Below are 18,935 nucleotides of genomic sequence, written 5' to 3'. Positions count from 1 at the left end.
CCGCACGACGCCGAGCCGAGCCGGGCCGCGTCGAAGACGCCGGGCCGGGCCACGCCGCATGACGCCGAGCCGCGTCGAAGACTCCGGGCCGGGCCGAGCCGGGCCGCGGTGCGGATCAGGCGTGGTCGTTGGGCGCGGGGCCGACGCCGACGTTCAGCCGGTAGATCCAGAGCGGGTAGTCGACGCGGTTCACGCCCCCGGAGAGGCCCGGCGTGCGGTGCAGCTGGGCGGCGGGCAGCCAGAGGTCGCCACCGGAGTCGATCCACATGGCGTCCACCCAGGCCAGGCGGGGATCGGCGACGAGCATCGTCACCACCCGCTCCGAAGTGATGGTGAGGATGCGCCGCCGCTCGGCGTCGCTGAGGTAGATCGTGCCGTCCGCGTCGATGGCGGTGCCACCGGTGGTCGGGGTGTCGAGCCACGGCTCCACGTACCCGGCCACCGTGGCGGGGTCGAGCGTCGGGTCGTCGAGCCAACGGGTTTCGATGCGGGACAGGCCCCCGGAGGCGGGCTGGTAGTAAAGGTGGCGCCCGTCCGGGGAGACCTCGAGCTGGTCGGCGTGCAGGACAATCTCGTCGCCGGCGGAGTCGTGCAGCACCTCCCCGTCGGCGATCAGCCGCCGCCCCACCGTGCTGGGGTGCCCGTCCAGCACCCGACGGGCCCGCCCCGACGCGAGGTCGAGCACGATCAGGCCGGGCGCCCCGGCGTCGGTGAGGTACGCGATCGCCCCGTTGAACCGCACGTCGTCGACGTAACTGTCGTCCCGGACCGCCTCGGTGAGGTGGTAGATCCGGGTCACCGCGGCGGTGGCCGGGTCGGTCACGATCAGCCGGGCGGCGCCGGGGACCTGCGGCCGGCCCGGCCCCGGCGCACCCGAGTCGATGATCCACAGCTGGCCGTCCGGCCCGGTGCGTACGCCGTTGACGTGCACGTACGCCCCGTCGGGGCGGGGCTCGTCCTGGACCGCGTTCCACGACTCGTCCGGCCACGGCACCCGCCGGCCGTCCGGCAGCGCCTCGGCCACCTGCGCTCCCGGTGAATCCGCGGCGGGGAAGCTCACGAAGACGCGTCCCTCGACGGTCGTCACGCCGGTGCAGACACGGTCGTTGCGCACCGTCGGGATCAGGCGGCTGTCCGTCCGGGTCGGCAACGGCATGTGCTCCTCCAGCAGGGCGAGGCGTTCGGTCCCGGCGCGGGACGGCGTCCCCTTCCCGCCGCGCGCCCGTCCAAACACCACTCCGACGCCGATCTCTTGACAGATGTCGATCTGTCGACTGGTGTGGGAGGGCAGCGACATCGATTTCCGTCAGGAGGGCACATGATCGTCCCCCGAAGGTGGGCGGCCGCGGCCACCGCAGCGATCCTGGTCAGCGTGGTGCTGTCCCATCCCGGCTCCGGCACCGCCGCGCCGGCCCCCGCCACACCGCCAAGGGTGGCCCTGGCCGACGACGAGACCGCGCTGGTCCGCGTGCAGCTCCGCGACCAGGCGCAGCTCGACCAGTTGGTGGCCCGGGGCGCGGACCTCGCCAACCGTCCCCGGTCGGCGGACGGCCGGATCTTCGCCGACCTGGTGCTCACCGGCGTCCAGCTCGCCGAGCTGACCGCGCAGGGGGCCACCCCGCTGCAGGTGGTGCAGCGCGCGGGCGACGGCGAGCGGCACTTCGCGGAGAGCCTCCGCGCTTCCCAGGCCCGCACCGCCGCCGGGCTGCGCGCCCCGGCTGCCGGCCAGCGCACGGCGAGCGCCGCGGCCGTCGACACGCTCCAGTTCCTCCAGGCGTACTGGTGGACCAGCAACGGGCAGACGTTCGTGCAGACCCAGGTCGCCACGACCGCCACCGACGACCCGGACGTCGAGATCACGGTGAGCTGGCGGGCCGCCGACGGCGCGACCGGCTCGTTCCCGCTCTTCCGGTTCGAGGACTCGGGCGAGTACCAGTACCACTACGCGCAGCCCGTGCCGGTGCCGAGCCGGCCGGTGCAGGTGACCGCCACGTCCAGCCTGGGCGGGGTGAGCCGCCCCGTCACCCCGGCGGTCTGGCCCAACGCCACGCCGCCGCCGCTGCCCGAGGGCTACCAGAAGGACTTCATCGACGCGTACCTCACGCCGACGGACATCCAGGCGCGGATCAAGCGGCTCGCCCGCCAGTACCGCGACCTGGTAGACGTGATCGACCTGCCGAACAAGACCCAGGGGTACCGGCGCACCGCCGTCGCGTACCTCGGTGATCCGGCGGCCGCCGCCGTGGTGGTGGAGTCGGTGCGCTTCGGTGACCAGGGCATGAACGGTGTCCAGGTGCGCACGGTCGATCCCGGTCGGGCGAACCGGCCGCTAACCGCGACCTACCGGGACCGGGTGCTCACCGTCTCCCTCGCCACCGACGGGGCCGGCAAGGTGACGAGCAGCACCGATCAGGTCGCCGCCGTGATCAACGCGCGGTTCGCCAACCGGTTCCAGGCGTTCGTGGAGCAGGGCTCGGCCGGACTGCCCATGCCGGTGGTCGCGCCGGTACGCCTCGACGACGGACTCCAGGGCACGGAGGTGTCGACCAAGCCGTGGACGGTGCAGGCGCTGCGCATCGGCGTGCACCGCGACGGTTCCCGCATCGGCGTCCTGGCCTACTCGCAGGAGCACGCCCGGGAGTGGGCCACCCCGCTGGTCACGTTGGAGTTCGCGGAGCGGATGCTGGCCAACTCGCGTACCGACCCGGCCACCCGCGAGCTGCTGGAGCAGACGGAGATCTTCGTCATCCCGACGGTGAACCCGGACGGGGCGAACTACTCGTTCCACGACTTCGACTTCCAGCGCAAGAACCTGGTGAACCACTGCACCGGCGTCAGCCGGGACCCGGCGAACCGCGACTCGTGGGGCGTGGACCTCAACCGCAACTACACGGTCGGCTCGCACTTCGACGGTTACGTGGGCGCCAGCAGCAACTGCCTCTCCGGCTCGTACGCCGGCACCGGTGAGCTCTCCGAGGCGGAGAGCCGCAACGTCGTCGCGCTGGCCCGGGAGCACGACAACATCCGGTTCGCGATGAACGTGCACTCCTACGGCGGGTACTTCATGTGGCCGCCGGGGGCGTACAAGGCCGACGGACGGGTCACCCTGCCCCGGCCGTCGATCGACGAGTCGAAGCTCTTCCTGGACAGCGCCCGGCGCATCGTCGGCGCCATCGCCCAGGAGCGCGGCACGGTCACCTGGCCCTCGCAGACCGGCCCGGTCGCGGACGTGCTCTACTCGGCCGCCGGCAACTCCGCCGACGAGCTCTACTACGAGCTCGGCATCTTCGCCTGGGACTTCGAGGTGGGCAACGACCGGTGGAATCCGGCCACCGGTCAGTGGGAGGGCGTCGGCTTCCAGCCGCCGTTCGACGAGGCGCACGGCGAGTCCCAGGAGTACGCCGGTGGGCTCGTGGAGATGGTCCGGGTCGCCCGCGACTACGCCGCCGCGCAGGAGGGTTGACGGGACGCCGGCCGGCCGGGACACCCGGCCGGCCGGCCCCTTCGAGCTGCGCCGGCCGGCCGCGGATGAACCGCGGCCGGCCGGGTAAGCGGCACCATCCTGGCGGAGGACGACCGGCGTCGCGGCGATTCCGCGACCGGAGGGGCGGGCGGGCGGCGCAGGCCGGCCCGCCCGCCCCTACCGCGGGGGCTCAGAGGGTGTTTGAGAAGGCCGTGCCCTACTGCGCCGGCCACAGACGACGCCCGGCCGCGTTGTCGGTTCGCCCGGATACAACACCGGTATCCGGGCGAACCGCCGCCTTGCCGAACGCCGCCTGGCACCCGGCTCGCTACGGGCGAGCCTCCTCAAACACCCTCTCAGTTTCCGGTGATCCAGTTCCAGGCGGAGACGACCCACTCGGTCTGCTGGAGCCACGCGACGCCCAGCCCGACGAGGAAGACCGCCGTGATCAGGTGCGCGCCCCGCGCGGTCCGCCGGACCCGGCCGAGCTGCCGCTCGATGATCACACGGCCGAGCAGCCGGGAGAGCGCGAAGAGGCCGACCGCGACGAGCAGGCTCAGCACGAAGATCAGGAACGGGCCGGTCAGGTTGCCCCGACCGGAGATCGCCCAGATCCCCCAGCAGACGAAGGCGAAGAGCCCGCCCGCGGCGCTCCACTCGCCACCGCGGCGGAGCTGGGCCAGATGCCAGCTGACCGGCCGCCGCGGCACCGGTTCGCCGGGCCAGCCGGTGCCGGTCGGCTCCTCCACGACCGGGAACGGTTCGGTACGGGGCGTCTGCGGCTGACCGACCGAGGCCACCCCGCGGCGGAAGCCGTCCCGCTGCTGCGGCACCACCCCGGGCTGCGGCGGCACCTCGACGGTCCGCTCCGCCCACGGCTGTGTCTGGTCCGCCATGCTCGTCCCCTCCCCTGTACCGACGGCGCCGTCGGCGCCTCGCTCCGAGGGTAGCCACCCGGCAAATCGGTCGCCGAGCCCGGCAGCACCCGACTGCGGACGGACCGGACCGGCGTCGCCGGACCCACGACCGCCCGGCCGGTCGGAGGAACGACGGGCGGCGGTACGCGGGCCGCGACGGTACGGTCGGGGGATGGGTGATGCGGAGCGACGGCGACGCCGACTGCGACACCAGAACGCCGAACAGCAGACCCGGGACCCCGACGGACCGTCGGCCAGCACCGCGCGGGTGCACGACGGGCCCGAGGTGTCCCGCCGCCGCGGCCCGGCCGGCGACGAGCGGGAGAGCGAGCGCGGGCTCCGTGGTCTGGTCGGCTCCGGCTCTTCGCAGGTGCGGCTCAGCGCGGCGCTGCGGGCGCGGGACGCCGCCCGGCCGACCGAGCAGGACCTGGCCGAGGCCGAGGAGCGGGTCGTCGTCGTCCGGCGCAACTGGGTGCCCCGCGAAGAGCTGCCCCGGCCGCCGCGCTGAGCCGGTCGAAGAGGGGCGCGCCGCCTCGATCGTCGCCGGCCCGGGACCGGCCGGTCGGGACCACCGGGGGTGGCCCCGACCCCGGTGCATCAGGGCAGCGGAGGAAGCTCCCGGCTCGCCTCGTACGCGGCGACCTGCACGATCCGGCGGGCGTGCCGCTCGTTGCCGGAGAACGGGGTGTTGAGGAACGCCTCGACGATGGCGGTCGCCTCGTCCAGGGTGTGCTGGCGGGCGCCGACGGCCACGATGTTCGCGTCGTTGTGCTCCCGGGACAGCTGTGCGGTCTCGATGTTCCAGGCGAGCGCGGCCCGCACCCCGGCGATCTTGTTGGCGGCGATCTGCTCACCGTTCCCGGAACCGCCGATCACCACGCCGAGGCTGCCCTCGTCGGCCACCACCCGGTCGCCGGTGTGCAGGCAGAAGGCCGGGTAGTCGTCGTCGGGGTCGAAGACGTGCGGGCCGACGTCGACCACCTCGTAGCCCTGGTTGGCCAGGTAGCTGGCCAGGTGCACCTTCAGCTCGTAGCCGGCGTGGTCGGATCCCAGGTAGACGCGCATAACGCGCAGTCTGTCAGGCCGCGCCCGGTGACGCTGCAGGGGCGGCGCCACCGGGCGGTTCGTCACAGCTCAGCGCGGCAGCTCGGCGACGACCAGGCCGCCCCGCGCCTTCGGCGTGAACCAGGTGCTCTTGCGCGGCATCTTCTCCCGCGCCAGGTTCACCGCGACGAAGTCGTCCACGGTCACCGGGGCGATCAGGACGGCGAGCTCGGCCCGACCGGAGTCGACCTCGCCGGTCAGCCAGCTCGCCGGATAGTCACCGCCGACGTAGGTGATCCGCTTGTCGCCCGGGTCGAGGCCGAGCGCGTCACGCAGCAGCAGCCGTTCGACCAGGGCGTGGTCCAGGTTCTCCAACCGGTCGCCCGCGACGCGCGGCAGGCGCACCGCGTACCCCTGGCCGGCGAGCCGGAGATGGACGGTGCCGCCGGTGGCCGGCACCTCGACCGGACCGGCGATCGGGGTGACCTCCGCACCCGCGGCGCGCAGCCGCTCCACCAGCTCGTCGCCGCTGGTGGTCAGCTCGCTGACCAGCCGGTTGTACGGCTGGATGGCGACCGAACGGGGCGTGGTGACCACCGCCAGGAAACGCGACAGGCCGCCGGTCTGCGCGGCGAGGCTGCGGTGGTTGCCGTCTGCCACCACCAGCTCGCCGCCGCCGGCGAGGCGGGTCAGCTCGTCCTGCTGCGGCCCCGGCGCCACCAGCCAGATCGCATGGGTACGCCCCGCCTGGTCGAGGTCGGTGGCGGCCGGCGCGCCCGCCGCCTCGGTGGCGTCGGCGAGCACCTCGTGCAGCTCCGCACCGCGTCCGGTCTGCAGCAGCAGCACCGGCGAGAGCAGGTGGCCGAGCGACTCGGCCAGGGCGACGCGCTCGCGGACCTTGGCGATGAAGACGTCCTCGTTGCGGATCACCAGACCGGGCTCGTCGGCCCGGGTGGAGATCTGGTCGGTCTCCACCATCGCGAAGAGCCCGTACGCCGGCTCCTCGCCCGGAGCGGTGATCCGGTAGAGCACGACCACCTGCTCGGCCGGGGTGTAGCTCCCGTCGGCCTTCGCCTCGGTCAGCCGGGCCACCGCGTCGGGCAGCGCGTCGAGGAAGGACCTGCCGAGGCTCCCCGGCGCCCGGTGCGGCATCTCGATGCCGAGGGCACTGTGCGGGTTCGCCTCGATGATCGCGGTGATCTCCGCGTCGTCGGCGAACTCGTCGTAGTTCTGCGCGCCGGTGCCGCCAGTGGTGATCCAGGCCCGGGCGATCGGATGCACGACCGTCATGCCCGCTGACGCTACCGTCGCCGGGCCGGCCGGGGACGTGGACCCGGGCCGCCGTCCAACAGGTGAAAGCGGCGGCCGGGGTGGATCGGTCCGCACGGGCGGGCGGTCAGAAGCGGCGGTCGTTGCTCCGGCGGTGCCGGCCCGCGGAGGCGGGCGGGCGGCTCTGGTCGGCTGCGTCCGCCGGGCGGTTGGTCGGCGGCGGCTTGATCCGCCCGATCGGCGTGCCGGCGGTGTTCGACGATCCCAGCAGGGCCGGCGTGGGCGCCACGCCGGGCGGAGTCCGCCGGCCCCGGTTCGGCGGCGCGCCGGGTGGGGTCAGCCGGGACGTCGCCGCCACCCGGGCGACGCCCACCACGATCGGTGGGGCGAGCAGGTCCGCCACGTCCTTGGGCAGGTCGGGTCGGACCGCCGGCCAGCGGGAGTCGTCGACCGACCAGTACGCGGGGTTCTCGGCCGACTCTTCCGACTTCAGCGGATCGTCACCGGGAGCATGGCGGTGCTTGGCCATCGGGATGCCTCCACGAGCTGCGAATTTACCGATTGCGAACGGCTGCGGCGGACATCGGGCCAAACGAGGTCGACGGCGGGGCGGTGACGGGCGAGGTGGCCGAGGTAACGGGTGTTAACAGGGGCTCCCAGCGGCCGGGGGCGGCCTACCGGGAGCCCCTGCCCCCTCAGTCGAAGATCGGGGAGGCGTCGCGGGTCCGCTTCAGCTCGTAGAAGCCGGGCGTGCCGGCCACCAGCAGGACCCCGTCCCACAGCCGCCCGGCGGCCTCCCCCTTCGGGGCCGGCGTCACCACGGGGCCGAAGAACGCGACGGTGCCGCCGTCCGGGCCGGGAGCGTGGATGACCGGGGTGCCCACGTCCTCGCCGACCGGGCGCATGCCGGTCTCGTGGCTGGCGCGCAGCGCCTCGTCGTACTCGGTGCCGTCCGCGGCGGCGGCGAGCGTCGGATCGAGGCCGGCGTCGGCGAGCGCGGCAGCGTAGAGCTCCGGCCCCCGCTCCTGCTTCTCCAGGTGGATCCGGGTGCCGAGCGCGGTGTAGAGCGGGCGCAGCACCTCGGCGCCGTACCGCTGTTCCGCGGCGATGCAGACGCGTACCGGTCCCCACGCGGTGCTCAGGAAGGTCTTGTACTCCTCCGAGAGGTAGTCCCGGCCCTCGTTGAGCACCGAGAGGCTCATCACGTGGAAACGTACGTCCACGTCCCGGACCCGCTCGACTTCGAGCAGCCAACGGGACGTGAGCCAGGCCCACGGGCAGGCCGGGTCGAACCACATGTCAACGGCGACACGTTCGGTCACGGTGAGGTCCCTTCGCAACGAGGACGCCGATCGTCCGGCGTCTCTGCCGATCCTCACCCCGACAGGCATCGACCGGCACCGGGATGAGAGCGTGACCTCGGCCACCGCGGGACGCCGCTGCATGGAAGACTCGTTTCCGGGCCGACCGCCACGAGCGGTCGGTGGACGGCGCCGCGCGGCGTAGAGCGAGTGGGATGGAGACGAACAGTGCCGGGAGTGCGCAACCTGACCCAGGTCGAGGCCACCGAGCGGGCCCGCCTGCTCGAGGTGACCGGGTACGACATCACGCTGGACCTGTCGACCGCCGTGCTGGCGGACGAGGGTCGCACCTTCCGGTCCACCACGGAGGTCCGGTTCCGCTGCGCCGAGCCGGGCGCGAACACCTTCATCGAGCTGGCCGCCGACTCGGTCCGCTCGGCCACGCTGAACGGCGCCCCGGTGGACCTCTCCGACTGGTCCGCCGAGAAGGGGCTCGTCCTCGCCGGCCTCGCGGCCGAGAACACGCTGGTCGTCGACGCCGACTTCGCGTACTCCCGCAGCGGGCAGGGCCTGCACCGCACCGTCGACCCGGTCGACGGTGAGACCTACCTCTACAGCCAGTTCGAGACGGCCGACGCGCAGCGGGTCTTCGCCTGCTTCGACCAGCCGGACCTGAAGAGCGTCTACACCTGGCGGGCCACGGTGCCGGAGCACTGGCGGGTCGTGTCGAACATGCCCGTCGATCGGGAGGAGCCGGCGGGTGACGGCCTGAAGGCCGTCCACTTCACGCAGTCGGCCCGCATGAGCACCTACATCACCGCGCTCTGCGCCGGGCCGTACCACGAGGTGCGGGACAGCCACGACGGCATCGACCTCGGCGTCTTCTGCCGGGCCTCGATGGCGCAGTACCTGGACGCGGACGACCTCTTCCTCATCACCAAGCAGGGGTTCGACTTCTTCCACGAGCAGTTCGGCGTCCGCTACCCGCTGCCGAAGTACGACCAGCTCTGGGTGCCCGACTTCAACGCCGGCGCGATGGAGAACTTCGGCTGCGTCACGCACGCCGAGTCGCACTACATCTTCCGCTCGCAGGTCACCGACTTCGAGTACGAGCAGCGGGCCAACACGATCCTGCACGAGCTGGCCCACATGTGGTTCGGTGACCTGGTCACCATGCGGTGGTGGAACGACCTGTGGCTCAACGAGTCGTTCGCCGAGTGGGCGAGCCACTGGTGCAACACCCACGCGACCCGCTTCAACGAGGCGTGGACGACGTTCCTCTCCATCCGGAAGAACTGGGGCTACCGGCAGGACCAGCTCTCCTCCACCCACCCGGTCTACACGGAGATGCCGGACATGGAGGCCGTCGAGGTCAACTTCGACGGCATCACGTACGCCAAGGGCGCGAGCGTGCTCAAGCAGCTGGTGGCGTACGTCGGTGAGGAGCCGTTCCTGGCCGGGCTGCGCGCGTACTTCGGCAAGCACGCCTGGGGCAACGCCACCTTCGACGACCTGCTCACCGAGCTGGAGACCGCATCCGGCCGGGAGCTGCGCAAGTTCGCCGCCCAGTGGCTGGAGACCGCCCAGGTCAACACGCTGCGCCCGGAGGTGACCGTCGGCCCGGACGGCACGTACCAGCAGGTGGTGGTGCGGCAGGAGGCGCCGGCCGACTACCCGACGTTGCGTACCCACCGGATCGGCGTGGGCCTCTACGACCTGACCGACGGACGCCTGGTCCGCCGGGAGCGGCTGGAGGTGGACGTGGCCGGCGAGCGGACCGAGCTCGGCGCCCTGGCCGGCGTCCGCGCCGCCGACGTGCTGCTGCTCAACGACGACGACCTCAGCTACGCGAAGCTGCGGCTGGACGACAGCTCGATGTCCACCGTCGTGCAGCACATCGCCGGCTTCGAGTCGTCGCTGGCCCGCGCGCTCTGCTGGACGGCCGCCTGGGACATGGTCCGCGACGCCGAGCTGGCGGCCCGGGACTACGTGGCGCTGGTGCTGGCCGGGCTGCCCGCCGAGACCGACATCAACCTGGTCACCGCCACCCTGCGGCAGGCCACCACGACGCTCACCCTCTACGCCGACCCGGCCTGGGCGCCGACCGGCTGGACGGAGCTGGCCCGTACCGCCAAGGCGGCGCTCGCCGCCGCCGAGCCGGGCAGCGGCTTCCAGCTCGCCTGGGCCCGGGCGTACGTCTCGGCGGCCCGCTCCGAGGAGGACCTGGCGACGCTGCGGGGCTGGCTCGACGGCACCGACGTGCCGGCGGGGCTGAACATCGACACCGAGCTGCGCTGGAGCGTGCTCGCGTCGATGGTGGCCAGCGGCACGGCCGGCGTCGCCGAGGTGGACGCCGAGCTGGCGCGGGACCGGACGGCGAGCGGCGAGCGGGAGGCCGCGTTCGTGCACGCGCTGGTGCCGACCGCCGAGAACAAGGCCGCCGTGTGGGCGCAGCTCACCGGGGCGGAGGCGCTGCCGAACTGGCGTAACCGGGCCCTGCTGCAGGGCTTCACCCACCCGACGCAGGTGGAGCTGGTCACGCCGTACCGGGAGAAGTACTTCGCGGCGGTCGGCCAGGTCTGGGGCAGCCGCGACAGCGAGCCGGCGCAGGAGTTCGCTCAGCTCGCCTACCCGACGTACCTGGTGGAGGAGGAGACGGTGGCGGCCACCGACGCCTGGCTCGCCGGTGACGGGCACCCGGCGCCGCTGCGCCGGCTCGTCGCCGAGGGGCGCGACGGCGTGGTCCGCGCCCTGAAGGCCCGCGAGCGGGACACCCGCAGCGCCTGACGCACGACGTGACCGGCCCGGGGCCGGCGTGGGTGGGAGCCCACGTCGGCCCCGGGCCGTTGTCGTGGCCGTCGGTTCCGACGTCGCGGGCGAGGTGACCGGGCGACGGCCGATGCGTCTCGATCCGGGCGACTGGCCACGCTGACACGAGAAAGCCCGGTCCGCGCGAACGCGGACCGGGCTTTGTCGTACGAGGGTTCAGCCCCGGCCGGCGTGGCTGGCGAGCTGGTCGAGGCCGTTGATGATGCCGCCGGCCAGGTCGCCGCCGCCGAAGGCCGCCACCATGGAGAGCGCGGCAAGCTTGGCGTACGTGTCCGGGATGCGCTTACGCGCGTGCCGGCCGGTGACGACCTCCAGCCGCCGCTGGTTGGGCGACAGCGCGATCAGCACCGAACGGTCCGGGTCGGCGAGCTGGCGGTGCAGCCGCTCGGCGTGCTCCCGGATCGGCTCGTCGAGGCCACCGACGAAGACCGAGAAGACGAGACCGGTGCCTTGGTCGGCCAGGCGCAGCGCCTCGTCGATGCGGAGCAGCTGCCGGGTCGAGAACGGGCCGTCCAGCACCTCCGGCGGGTTGCCCGTGCTGACCTGCGTCTCACCAACGGTCACTTGCGCCTCCGGTTCCACCGGCCGGCGCCTCGCGGCCGGCCTGCTCCTGCTTTCGGCTGGTCAGCGCCGGTGCCTGCGCCCCGGCGGCCAGGGCGGTGCCGGCCGAGTCAGCCAGCTGCTCCGGACGGCCCAGGAACCAGACCGGAGTGAAGTCGAAGGAGCGGCCCGGCCGGTAGCGCTTGGCGCCACCACCGCCGTGACCGCGGCTGCCGGCGTACGCCAGGCCGCCGATCACCAGTATCGCTGCCGCCGGGATGCCGACGAAGACCAGCAACGTGTCGGTAACAGACAATCCCAACGCCCCCAGGCGGAAGAAGAGACCTCAGGCATCGAGGTCGGGTGGACAGGTTCAAGGCGTCAACCGCCCGACTCCGCTGCCTTTCACGTTAGCGGAGTCGACGGCCCGCCAGATCGCGGGGTGCCGATCCCAACCGCCACTGGAGTTCTCCAATTCCGCAGCGGTCGCGATCAGCCGCGCGTCGTCACCGTACCGACCGGTCAGCAGGATCCCCACAGGCAGTCCCGCCGCAGTCGCCGCTACCGGCAACGAGACGGACGGTTCGCCCGTGACGTTGAAAATGGCGCAGTACGGGGAGAAACGGCGCTGCCGATCGAAATCCGCCGCCGGGTCACCGTCCGCGGTGAACCAACCGACAGGTGCCTGCGGAGCGCAGAGGGTGGGGCAGAGCAGCAGGTCGCAGCCGGCCGTACGGCGGGCGCCGAGGCGTACCTGCGCCTGCAGCTCGCCGAGGGTGGCGGAGAGCGTGCCCGCCGAGACCCCGGCGCCCCGGGCGCGCAGGAACCGGGTCAGCGGCAGCAGCTCGCTCTCCCGCTCCGGCGGCACCGGCGCGAGCGCCAGCACGTACCAGACGATCTCGAAGAGCGGCCACGCCGCAGGCCCGAGCGGCGGCGACACCTCGACCACCTCGTGACCGGCGGAGGCGAGCAGTTCGGCGGCCCGGTCCACGGCGGCGACACAGTCCGGGTGCACCGGCTCCTCGGCGAGCATCGCGGCGGTGAACCGCCCGATCCGCAGCCGGCCGGGGGCCGCCGCGCGTGCCGCGGCCAGGTAGCCGCCGGGCGGCGCCCCGGGCGACAGGTAGGGCTCGCCCGGCACCGGCTGGGCCATCACGTCGAGCAGAGCGGCGACGTCGGCGACCGTACGCCCCATCGGCCCGTGAGTGGGCAGGCCGAACGCGCCGAAGCCGACCGGGCCGCCGGAGACCAGGCCGCGGCTGGGCTTGTAGCCGATCAGGCCGCAGAGCCCGGCGGGGATGCGCAGCGAGCCGCCGCCGTCGGAGCCCTGGGCGACGGGGACCAGCCCCGCCGCCACCGCCGAGGCCGCGCCGCCGCTGGATCCGCCGGCGGTGTACGCGAGGTCCCACGGGTTGCGCGCCGGTGGCGCGACGCGGCCCTCGGAGTAGAGCGAGCAGCCCAGCTCGGAGGTGGTGGTCTTGCCGAGGCTGACGAGGCCGGCGGCCCGGATGAAGCGGACCACGTCGGCGTCGACCGGTGGCACGAAGTCGGCGAAGGCGGCCGAGCCGAAGGTCGTCCGGATCCCGGCGGTCAACGTCAGGTCCTTGATGGCGGTGGGTACGCCGTGCAGCGGGCCGCGCTCGTCGGCCGGCACCGCGTCGGCGGCGCGGGCCGCCTCCCGGGCCGCCTCGGCCGTGACGGTGACGAACGCGCCGACGGTGTCACCGAGCGCGGCCACCCGCCGAAGGTGGTGCTCCACCAGCTCCACGCTGGACAGCTCGCCGCGGGAGATCGCGGCGGCCTGCTCCAGCGCGGTCAGGTCGTGCGGCTCGGCCATGCCCTCATCCTGCCCGCCGCCGTGCCGTGGGGGTGCGAAAGACACGGCGGCCGGCGTCGCCGGTTATCGGCCGAGGAAACGCAGCGCGTTGCGGGACAGCAGCTTCTCCCGCTGGTCGGCGGTGAGGAAGCCCGCCTTCTGCACCACCTGCCCGACGGGCCGCTCGCCCAGCGGATACGGGTAGTCGCTGCCCACCAGGACCCGGTCCTCCCCCACCGTGTCGACGAGCAGTCGCAGCGCCGCCGGGTCGAAGACCACCGAGTCGACGCAGAACCGGTCGACGTAGGCGCTGGGCGGCGCGGTGGAGGATCCGCGGACCAGGTCACCGCGACGGTGCCAGGCGTTGTCGGCCCGGCCGAGCCAGAAGGGGAAACTCCCACCGCCGTGCGCGAAGCAGATCCGCAGCGTGTCGGGGACCCGGTCGAAGACGCCGCCGAGGATCAGCGCCAGCACCGACAGGTGCGTCTCCGCCGGCATGCCGGCCAGCCAGCGGGCCATCCAGCGGTCCAGTCGTGGCCCGCCCGGCATGTCCCACGGGTGGACGAAGACGGGGGCGCCCACCTGGGCACAGTGGGTGAGGAACTGCACGATCCCGGCGTCGTCGAGGTCGCGGTCGCCGACGTGGTTGCCGATCTCCACCCCGGCGTGCCCGGCGGCGAGGCAGCGGTCCAGCTCGGCGCAGGCGAGGTCCGGGTCCTGCAACGGCACCTGGCAGAACGGCACCAGCCGCGACCCGCCGGCCGCGGTGACCTCCAACGTCAGGTCGTTGAAGATCCGGGCCACCTTCGCGGCCTGGTCGGCCGGCCGGTCGTAGCTGAAGAAGACGGGCGTGGGCGAGACGACCTGGAGGTCGACGCCGTCCGCGTCCATGTCGGCGAGGCGGGTCGGCGCGTCCCAGCACTCCGCGCCGACCGGTCGGAACTCCGTCTCCCCCACCATGATCATGGCGGCGCGCTCGGAGTCGACGCGGAGCCACGGCCAGCCGGACCCGCCGCACGCGGCGGTGAGGTCCGGCCACCCCTTCGGTACGACGTGCGTGTGCACGTCGACCACAGGTGTGCGCATCAGCCCCTGCCCGGGTGCAGCGCGCCGCAGTCGGCGCAGGTACGTGCCTTCTCGTCGGCGTAGAACGCCTGGAACACCGGGGGCAGGTCGGCGGCGATGTCGCGCACCTGCAACTCGACCTCGTGCACCTTGTTCCCGCACTCGGGGCAGTACCACTGGAACTTCTCCAGCGTGCCCTCCGCACGGACCCGCTCCACGACCACCCCGATCGAGCCGGCCTCCGGGCGCTGCGGGGAGTGCGGCGTGTTCCGCGGCAACATCCACATCTGCCCCTCGCGCACGTGCACCGTACGCGGCCCCTCCGGGAGCATCAGGTTGATGTGCATGTTGCCCTTGACCTGGTAGAAGAACTCCTCGTACGGGTCCACGTGGAAGTCGGTGCGCTGGTTCGGGCCACCCACCACCATCACGATGAAGTCGTCCCCGCCGGGGAACATCTCCTTGTTGCCCACCGGGGGCTTGAGCAGGTGCTGGTTCTCCGCGATCCAGCCCGGAAAGCTGAACGGCTCGGCGATCTCGCTCACGACTGACCTCCTGAGGGGAGAAGGGCGACGGCCTGTACCTCGATGAGCAGGTGCGGGTGGGGCAGCTGGTGCACAGCGACGGTGGTCCGGGTGGGGCCGGTGGCGTCGAAGAACTCCGCCCACACCTCGTTGTAGCCGCCGAAGTCGTTCATGTTCACCAGGTACGACGTCACCTGTACCAGGTCGGAGAGCTCGGCGCCGACCGAGCGGAGCAGGTCGGCGACGTTCTCGATGACCGCGCGCGTCTGCGCGCGAATGTCCAGGGCGGTGGTGCCGAACTCGTCCACCTCGACGCCGGCGAAGGTGTTGTCCGCCCGACGGGACGACGTCCCGGAGACGAAGACGAACCCACCCGCGACCTTGACGTGCGGAAACGCTCCTCGGGGCACCGCCTTGCCGGCCACCACCTTGGCGCTCGCGCCCCGGCCGGTCACGAGGACGCCCGCAGCGTCGCGGTGCCGAGCTTCTCCACGACCGCGCGCACGTGCGCGCCGGGGCGCAGCGGCACCGCGGCGGTCGCCGCGCCGGCGAGGAAGACCCAGCCCTCACGCAGCCGCACCCCGTGCCGTCCGGCCAGCCGGATCCCCTCGTCGAGGGCGCGGCGCGGATCGCCGAGGATCGCTGCCGTCGAGCCGACCTGGGCGACGCGGCCGTCGATCTCCAGCAGCACGCCCAGGTTCTCCAGCCCGTCCGGCACCGGCGACCAGGGTCCGATCACGAAGGAGGCGGCCGACGTGTTGTCGGCGATCACATCGGGCAGCGAGAAGGTGAAGTCGGCGTACCGGGAGTCGATCAGCTCGATCGCCGGCGCGACCGCGCGGACCGCCTCCCTGAAGTCACCGATCGGCTCGCCCGGCGCGGGAAGGCGGTCCAGCAGGAACGCCACCTCCGGCTCCACCCGGGGGTGGATGTACGCGCCGACGTCGACGGTGCCGCCGTCGGGCACCCGCATCACGTCGGTGAGCCGACCCCAGATCACCTCGTCCACACCGACCTGGGCCATCTTCGCCCGGCTGGTGAGCCCCATCTTGAGCCCCACGAGCCGCTCGCCCCGGTCCAGCCGGCGCCGCAGCAGCGCCGTCTGCGCCGCGTACGCGGCGTCCACGTCGAGGCCGGTCTCGGCGGCCAGCTGACCGGTGGCGGTGGCGGTGTCGGCGGCCAGGCCGAGCCGCTCGGCGATTCCGGCGACGTCCGGCCCGATCATGCTCCAGCACCCTTCGCGCGCGGCCGTGCCGCCCTCGACAGCTTCCCCACGTTCACTTGCCCTCCCGGCCGGCGAGGTCCAGCGCCACGTCGACGATCATGTCCTCCTGGCCGCCGACCATCCGACGTCGGCCCAGCTCGACGAGGATCGAGCGGACGTCCACCCCGTACTTCGCCGAGGCCCGCTCGGCGTGCCGCAGGAAGCTGGAGTAGACGCCCGCGTACCCCAGGGAGAGCGTCTCCCGGTCCACCTGGACCGGCCGGTCCTGCAACGGGCGGACCAGGTCGTCGGCGGCGTCCATCAGCGCGAACACGTCGCAGCCGTGTTTCCAGCCGTGCAGCTCGGCGACGGCGACGAAGACCTCCAGCGGCGCGTTGCCGGCGCCCGCGCCCATGCCGGCGAGCGAGGCGTCCACCCGTACGGTCCGGCCGTGCGTCGCGTCCGGGCCGACCGGCGCGGAGCCGGTGACCCGGCCGTGCTCCACGGCGAGCACGCTGTTGGCGACCCCGAGCGACAGGTTGTGGTGGGCGTGGATGCCGATCTGCGTGTCGGCGTCGAGCACCTGCCGGTACGCGTCGACCCGCTGCGCCACGTCGGACATGAGCAGCCGGCCCCCGGAGTCGGTGACGTAGACGCAGTGCGCCCCGTACGACTCCATGAGCTTGGCCTGGGCGGCGAGTCCGGCCGGGTCGTTCATGTGCGACATCATCAGGAACCCGGCGACGTCCATGCCGTTCTCCCGGGCCCACGAGATGTGCTGGGCGGAGATGTCCGCCTCGGTGCAGTGGGTGGCGATCCGGACGCTGGTCACCCCGAGCGCCTTCGCCGCCCTCAGGTCGGCGATGGTGCCGATGCCCGGCAGCAGCAGGGTGGTGAGCTTCGCGTTCGTCAGCACCTCGGCCGCAGCGGAGATCCACTCGGCGTCGCTCGCCGCGCCGTGGCCGTAGTTGACGCTGGACCCGGCGAGACCGTCGCCGTGCGCCACCTCGATGGCGGCCACCCCGGCCGCGTCGAGCGCCGAGGCGATCGCGCGGACCTGGTCGACCGTGTACCGGTGGGCGATGGCGTGCATGCCGTCGCGCAGCGTCACGTCCTGGATGTAGAGGTCGGTCACGCGGTCACCTCCGTGGCCACGGCGGCCCGCCGGGCCGCCAGCCGCTCGGCGGTGCGCAGCGCCGCCGAGGTCATGATGTCCAGGTTCCCGGCGTACGCGGGCAGGTAGTGCCCCGCGCCGGAGACCTCCAGGAAGACCGAGACCTGCAGGCCGGACAGGTGGGCGCCGAGTGACGGCACGTAGGTGTCCACCCGGTCGAACTGCACGTCCTGCTTGAGCCGGTAGCCGGGCACGTACTCCTGCACCGTCGCCACCATCTCGGCCACGGAGGCCGCGATCGCCGCGGTGTCGGCCTCCGCGTCCGGGCAGAGGCAGTAGACCGTGTCGCGCATCAGCAGCGGCGGGTCCGCCGGGTTGAGCACGATGATGGCCTTGCCCCGCTCGGCGCCGCCGACCACCTCGATGGCTCGCGCGGTGGTCTCGGTGAACTCGTCGATGTTCGCCCGGGTGCCCGGGCCGGCCGACTTCGAGGCGATCGAGGCGACGATCTCGCCGTACGCCACCGGGGTCACCCGGCCCACGGCCGCGACGATCGGCACGGTGGCCTGACCGCCGCAGGTGACCATGTTCAGGTTGCGCTCGTCCAGGTGCTCGTCGAGGTTCACCGGCGGCACCACGTACGGGCCGACCGCGGCGGGGGTCAGGTCGACGACGGTGCGCCCGTGCGCGGCGAGCACCGCGTCGTTGTGCCGGTGCGCCCCGGCCGAGGTGGCGTCGAAGACGATCTCCACCTCGGCGAACTCCGGCATCGCGACGAGCCCGTCCACCCCGCCCGCGGTGGTGGCCACGCCGAGCCTGCGGGCCCGGGCCAGCCCATCGGAGTCCGGGTCGATACCGGCCATCGCCACCATGCGCAGGCGGTCGCCGAGCCGGAGCACCTTGATCATCAGGTCGGTCCCGATGTTGCCGGAACCGATCACCGCCACGCCGACGCGCTTCGAGCCAGCGCTCACCGGTCAGCCTCCTTCGAGAAGCAGGTACGTACCGAGCCGAGGCCGGAGATCCGCGCCTCGTACGCGGCGCCGGGCGTCACCGGCACCATCGGCCCGAGCGCACCGGAGAGCACCACGTCCCCGGCGCGGAGCGGGTCCCCCGAGCGGGCCAGGGTGCGCGCCAGCCACTCCAACGCGTGCAGCGGATTGCCCAGGCAGGCCGCCCCCGCGCCGACCGAGACCGGCTCCCCGGCCGACTCCAGCACCATGCCGCAGAGCCGCAGGTCGACGTCGCGTAGGCGGCGCGGCGAGGTACCGAGCACGAAGAGCCCGCTGGAGGCGTTGTCGGCCACGGTGTCCACGATGGAGATGTCCCAGCCGGCGATCCGGGAGTCGACGATCTCGATGGCCGGGAGCAGGTGGTCGACCGCGCCGATCAGGTCGGCGGTGGTTACCCGCTCGTCGGGCAGGTCGGTGCCGAGCACGAAGGCGACCTCGGCCTCCACCCGGGGCTGGAGCAGCCGGCTCGTCGGCACCTCGACACCGTCCGGGACCGCCATGTCGTCGAAGAGCACGCCGAAGTCCGGCTGGAAGACCCCGAAGCTCTCCTGCACGGCGCGCGAGGTGAGGCCGATCTTCGCCCCCACCCGGCGGCGCCCCGCGTCGAGCCGCTGCCGGGTGTGGACCTGCTGCACCTGGTAGGCCGACTCGATGTCACCCTCGGGCAGCAGCCGCCCGCGCAGCGGCGGGCACGGCTTCGCGCCGTCGCGCGCCAGCTCCAGTTCCCGGCTCGCCGCTTCGATGTCGACGCTCATGCCCACTCCTCGGCGCGTACGGAGGCGACGTCGGGCCCGGTGCCCGCCGCGCCGGCTCGCGGCGCCCCGCGATCGAGCCGG

The 18,935-nt window shown here is 73.1% G+C and carries 19 protein-coding genes; 3 read left to right on the top strand and 16 right to left on the bottom strand.

Annotated features, from left to right (window positions below):
* Positions 1-115: 115 nt before the first annotated feature.
* Entirely contained in the window at positions 116-1,297 is a 1,182-nt protein-coding gene (locus D7147_RS19910; RefSeq protein WP_233563226.1) for a major royal jelly family protein, read from the bottom strand.
* Positions 1,298-1,318: 21 nt separating this feature from the next.
* On the opposite strand from D7147_RS19910, the gene D7147_RS19905 reads away from it, so the two are divergent.
* Positions 1,319-3,463, top strand: coding sequence for a M14 family zinc carboxypeptidase (locus D7147_RS19905; RefSeq protein ID WP_120679787.1), 2,145 nt, complete (start codon positions 1,319-1,321; stop codon positions 3,461-3,463).
* A 356-nt stretch (positions 3,464-3,819) separates the two neighbouring features.
* Here the strand turns inward: D7147_RS19905 and D7147_RS19900 are convergent, their stop codons facing one another.
* Positions 3,820-4,359 carry a DUF2189 domain-containing protein gene (locus D7147_RS19900; RefSeq protein ID WP_120679784.1) on the bottom strand — a complete coding sequence of 180 codons (540 nt, stop codon included), beginning with the start codon at positions 4,357-4,359 and terminating at the stop codon, positions 3,820-3,822.
* A 193-nt stretch (positions 4,360-4,552) separates the two neighbouring features.
* Between D7147_RS19900 and D7147_RS19895 the strand changes: the two genes are divergently transcribed.
* On the top strand, positions 4,553-4,888 hold the full coding sequence (locus D7147_RS19895; protein ID WP_120679782.1) for a hypothetical protein: 336 nt from the start codon (positions 4,553-4,555) through the stop codon (positions 4,886-4,888).
* Positions 4,889-4,977: 89 nt separating this feature from the next.
* Here D7147_RS19895 and D7147_RS19890 read toward each other — a convergent pair whose 3' ends face one another.
* The 4 genes from D7147_RS19890 to D7147_RS19875 form a co-directional block, all read right to left on the bottom strand.
* Positions 4,978-5,445, bottom strand: coding sequence for a ribose-5-phosphate isomerase (locus D7147_RS19890; protein ID WP_120679780.1), 468 nt, complete (start codon positions 5,443-5,445; stop codon positions 4,978-4,980).
* Between the two features lie 69 nt (positions 5,446-5,514).
* Positions 5,515-6,714 carry a DUF1015 family protein gene (locus D7147_RS19885; RefSeq protein WP_120679778.1) on the bottom strand — a complete coding sequence of 400 codons (1,200 nt, stop codon included), beginning with the start codon at positions 6,712-6,714 and terminating at the stop codon, positions 5,515-5,517.
* A 106-nt stretch (positions 6,715-6,820) separates the two neighbouring features.
* Positions 6,821-7,222 (bottom strand): hypothetical protein, encoded by a 402-nt coding sequence (locus tag D7147_RS19880; RefSeq protein WP_120679776.1) that lies wholly within the window; start codon positions 7,220-7,222, stop codon positions 6,821-6,823.
* 166 nt (positions 7,223-7,388) lie between these two features.
* Entirely contained in the window at positions 7,389-8,015 is a 627-nt protein-coding gene (locus D7147_RS19875) for a mycothiol-dependent nitroreductase Rv2466c family protein (RefSeq protein ID WP_120679775.1), read from the bottom strand.
* 216 nt (positions 8,016-8,231) lie between these two features.
* On the opposite strand from D7147_RS19875, the gene pepN reads away from it, so the two are divergent.
* Positions 8,232-10,781, top strand: coding sequence for an aminopeptidase N (gene pepN / locus D7147_RS19870; protein WP_120679773.1), 2,550 nt, complete (start codon positions 8,232-8,234; stop codon positions 10,779-10,781).
* Between the two features lie 198 nt (positions 10,782-10,979).
* Here pepN and D7147_RS19865 read toward each other — a convergent pair whose 3' ends face one another.
* The 10 genes from D7147_RS19865 to D7147_RS19820 form a co-directional block, all read right to left on the bottom strand.
* Positions 10,980-11,387, bottom strand: a complete 408-nt coding sequence (locus D7147_RS19865) for a DUF5130 family protein (RefSeq protein ID WP_120679770.1) — start codon at positions 11,385-11,387, stop codon at positions 10,980-10,982.
* Positions 11,374-11,679: an aa3-type cytochrome oxidase subunit CtaJ gene (gene ctaJ, locus D7147_RS19860; RefSeq protein ID WP_435820950.1), complete on the bottom strand. Its 306-nt coding sequence runs from the start codon at positions 11,677-11,679 to the stop codon at positions 11,374-11,376. Before ctaJ ends, D7147_RS19865 begins: the two co-directional genes overlap by 14 nt.
* A 57-nt stretch (positions 11,680-11,736) precedes the next feature.
* Positions 11,737-13,200 (bottom strand): amidase, encoded by a 1,464-nt coding sequence (locus tag D7147_RS19855; protein WP_120679766.1) that lies wholly within the window; start codon positions 13,198-13,200, stop codon positions 11,737-11,739.
* Between the two features lie 63 nt (positions 13,201-13,263).
* Complete coding sequence (locus tag D7147_RS19850; protein WP_120679764.1) at positions 13,264-14,265, bottom strand: amidohydrolase family protein; 1,002 nt, start codon at positions 14,263-14,265, stop codon at positions 13,264-13,266.
* Complete coding sequence (locus D7147_RS19845) at positions 14,265-14,789, bottom strand: 3-hydroxyanthranilate 3,4-dioxygenase (protein ID WP_120679762.1); 525 nt, start codon at positions 14,787-14,789, stop codon at positions 14,265-14,267. Before D7147_RS19845 ends, D7147_RS19850 begins: the two co-directional genes overlap by 1 nt.
* Positions 14,786-15,223, bottom strand: coding sequence for a RidA family protein (locus D7147_RS19840; protein WP_120679760.1), 438 nt, complete (start codon positions 15,221-15,223; stop codon positions 14,786-14,788). The genes D7147_RS19845 and D7147_RS19840 overlap by 4 nt, the downstream gene beginning before the upstream one ends.
* The gene (locus D7147_RS19835) at positions 15,220-15,993 is read right to left on the bottom strand and encodes a 2-keto-4-pentenoate hydratase (RefSeq protein WP_120679758.1); all 774 of its coding nucleotides are present in this window, start codon (positions 15,991-15,993) and stop codon (positions 15,220-15,222) included. The genes D7147_RS19840 and D7147_RS19835 overlap by 4 nt, the downstream gene beginning before the upstream one ends.
* Positions 15,994-16,045: 52 nt before the next feature.
* Positions 16,046-17,107 carry a 4-hydroxy-2-oxovalerate aldolase gene (dmpG, locus tag D7147_RS19830; RefSeq protein ID WP_120679756.1) on the bottom strand — a complete coding sequence of 354 codons (1,062 nt, stop codon included), beginning with the start codon at positions 17,105-17,107 and terminating at the stop codon, positions 16,046-16,048.
* Complete coding sequence (locus D7147_RS19825; protein ID WP_120679754.1) at positions 17,104-18,060, bottom strand: acetaldehyde dehydrogenase (acetylating); 957 nt, start codon at positions 18,058-18,060, stop codon at positions 17,104-17,106. Before D7147_RS19825 ends, dmpG begins: the two co-directional genes overlap by 4 nt.
* A complete protein-coding gene (locus D7147_RS19820; protein ID WP_120679752.1) occupies positions 18,057-18,854 on the bottom strand; it encodes a 2-keto-4-pentenoate hydratase in 798 nt (265 codons plus the stop codon). The genes D7147_RS19825 and D7147_RS19820 overlap by 4 nt, the downstream gene beginning before the upstream one ends.
* Positions 18,855-18,935: the final 81 nt, after the last annotated feature.

The sequence above is a fragment of the Micromonospora musae genome (assembly GCF_003626545.1).
Lineage (GTDB): Bacteria > Actinomycetota > Actinomycetes > Mycobacteriales > Micromonosporaceae > Micromonospora > Micromonospora musae.
Note: the sequence above shows the minus strand (reverse complement) of the source record. Positions and strands in the feature narration are given on the sequence as shown.

Coding starts and splice junctions, on each gene's coding strand:
- D7147_RS19910 (WP_233563226.1), bottom strand. CDS start 1,297: ATGTCGCTGCCCTCCCACACCAGTCGACAGATCGACATCTGTCAAGAG.
- D7147_RS19905 (WP_120679787.1), top strand. CDS start 1,319: ATGATCGTCCCCCGAAGGTGGGCGGCCGCGGCCACCGCAGCGATCCTG.
- D7147_RS19900 (WP_120679784.1), bottom strand. CDS start 4,359: ATGGCGGACCAGACACAGCCGTGGGCGGAGCGGACCGTCGAGGTGCCG.
- D7147_RS19895 (WP_120679782.1), top strand. CDS start 4,553: ATGGGTGATGCGGAGCGACGGCGACGCCGACTGCGACACCAGAACGCC.
- D7147_RS19890 (WP_120679780.1), bottom strand. CDS start 5,445: ATGCGCGTCTACCTGGGATCCGACCACGCCGGCTACGAGCTGAAGGTG.
- D7147_RS19885 (WP_120679778.1), bottom strand. CDS start 6,714: ATGACGGTCGTGCATCCGATCGCCCGGGCCTGGATCACCACTGGCGGC.
- D7147_RS19880 (WP_120679776.1), bottom strand. CDS start 7,222: ATGGCCAAGCACCGCCATGCTCCCGGTGACGATCCGCTGAAGTCGGAA.
- D7147_RS19855 (WP_120679766.1), bottom strand. CDS start 13,200: ATGGCCGAGCCGCACGACCTGACCGCGCTGGAGCAGGCCGCCGCGATC.
- D7147_RS19850 (WP_120679764.1), bottom strand. CDS start 14,265: ATGCGCACACCTGTGGTCGACGTGCACACGCACGTCGTACCGAAGGGG.
- D7147_RS19835 (WP_120679758.1), bottom strand. CDS start 15,993: ATGATCGGGCCGGACGTCGCCGGAATCGCCGAGCGGCTCGGCCTGGCC.
- D7147_RS19820 (WP_120679752.1), bottom strand. CDS start 18,854: ATGAGCGTCGACATCGAAGCGGCGAGCCGGGAACTGGAGCTGGCGCGC.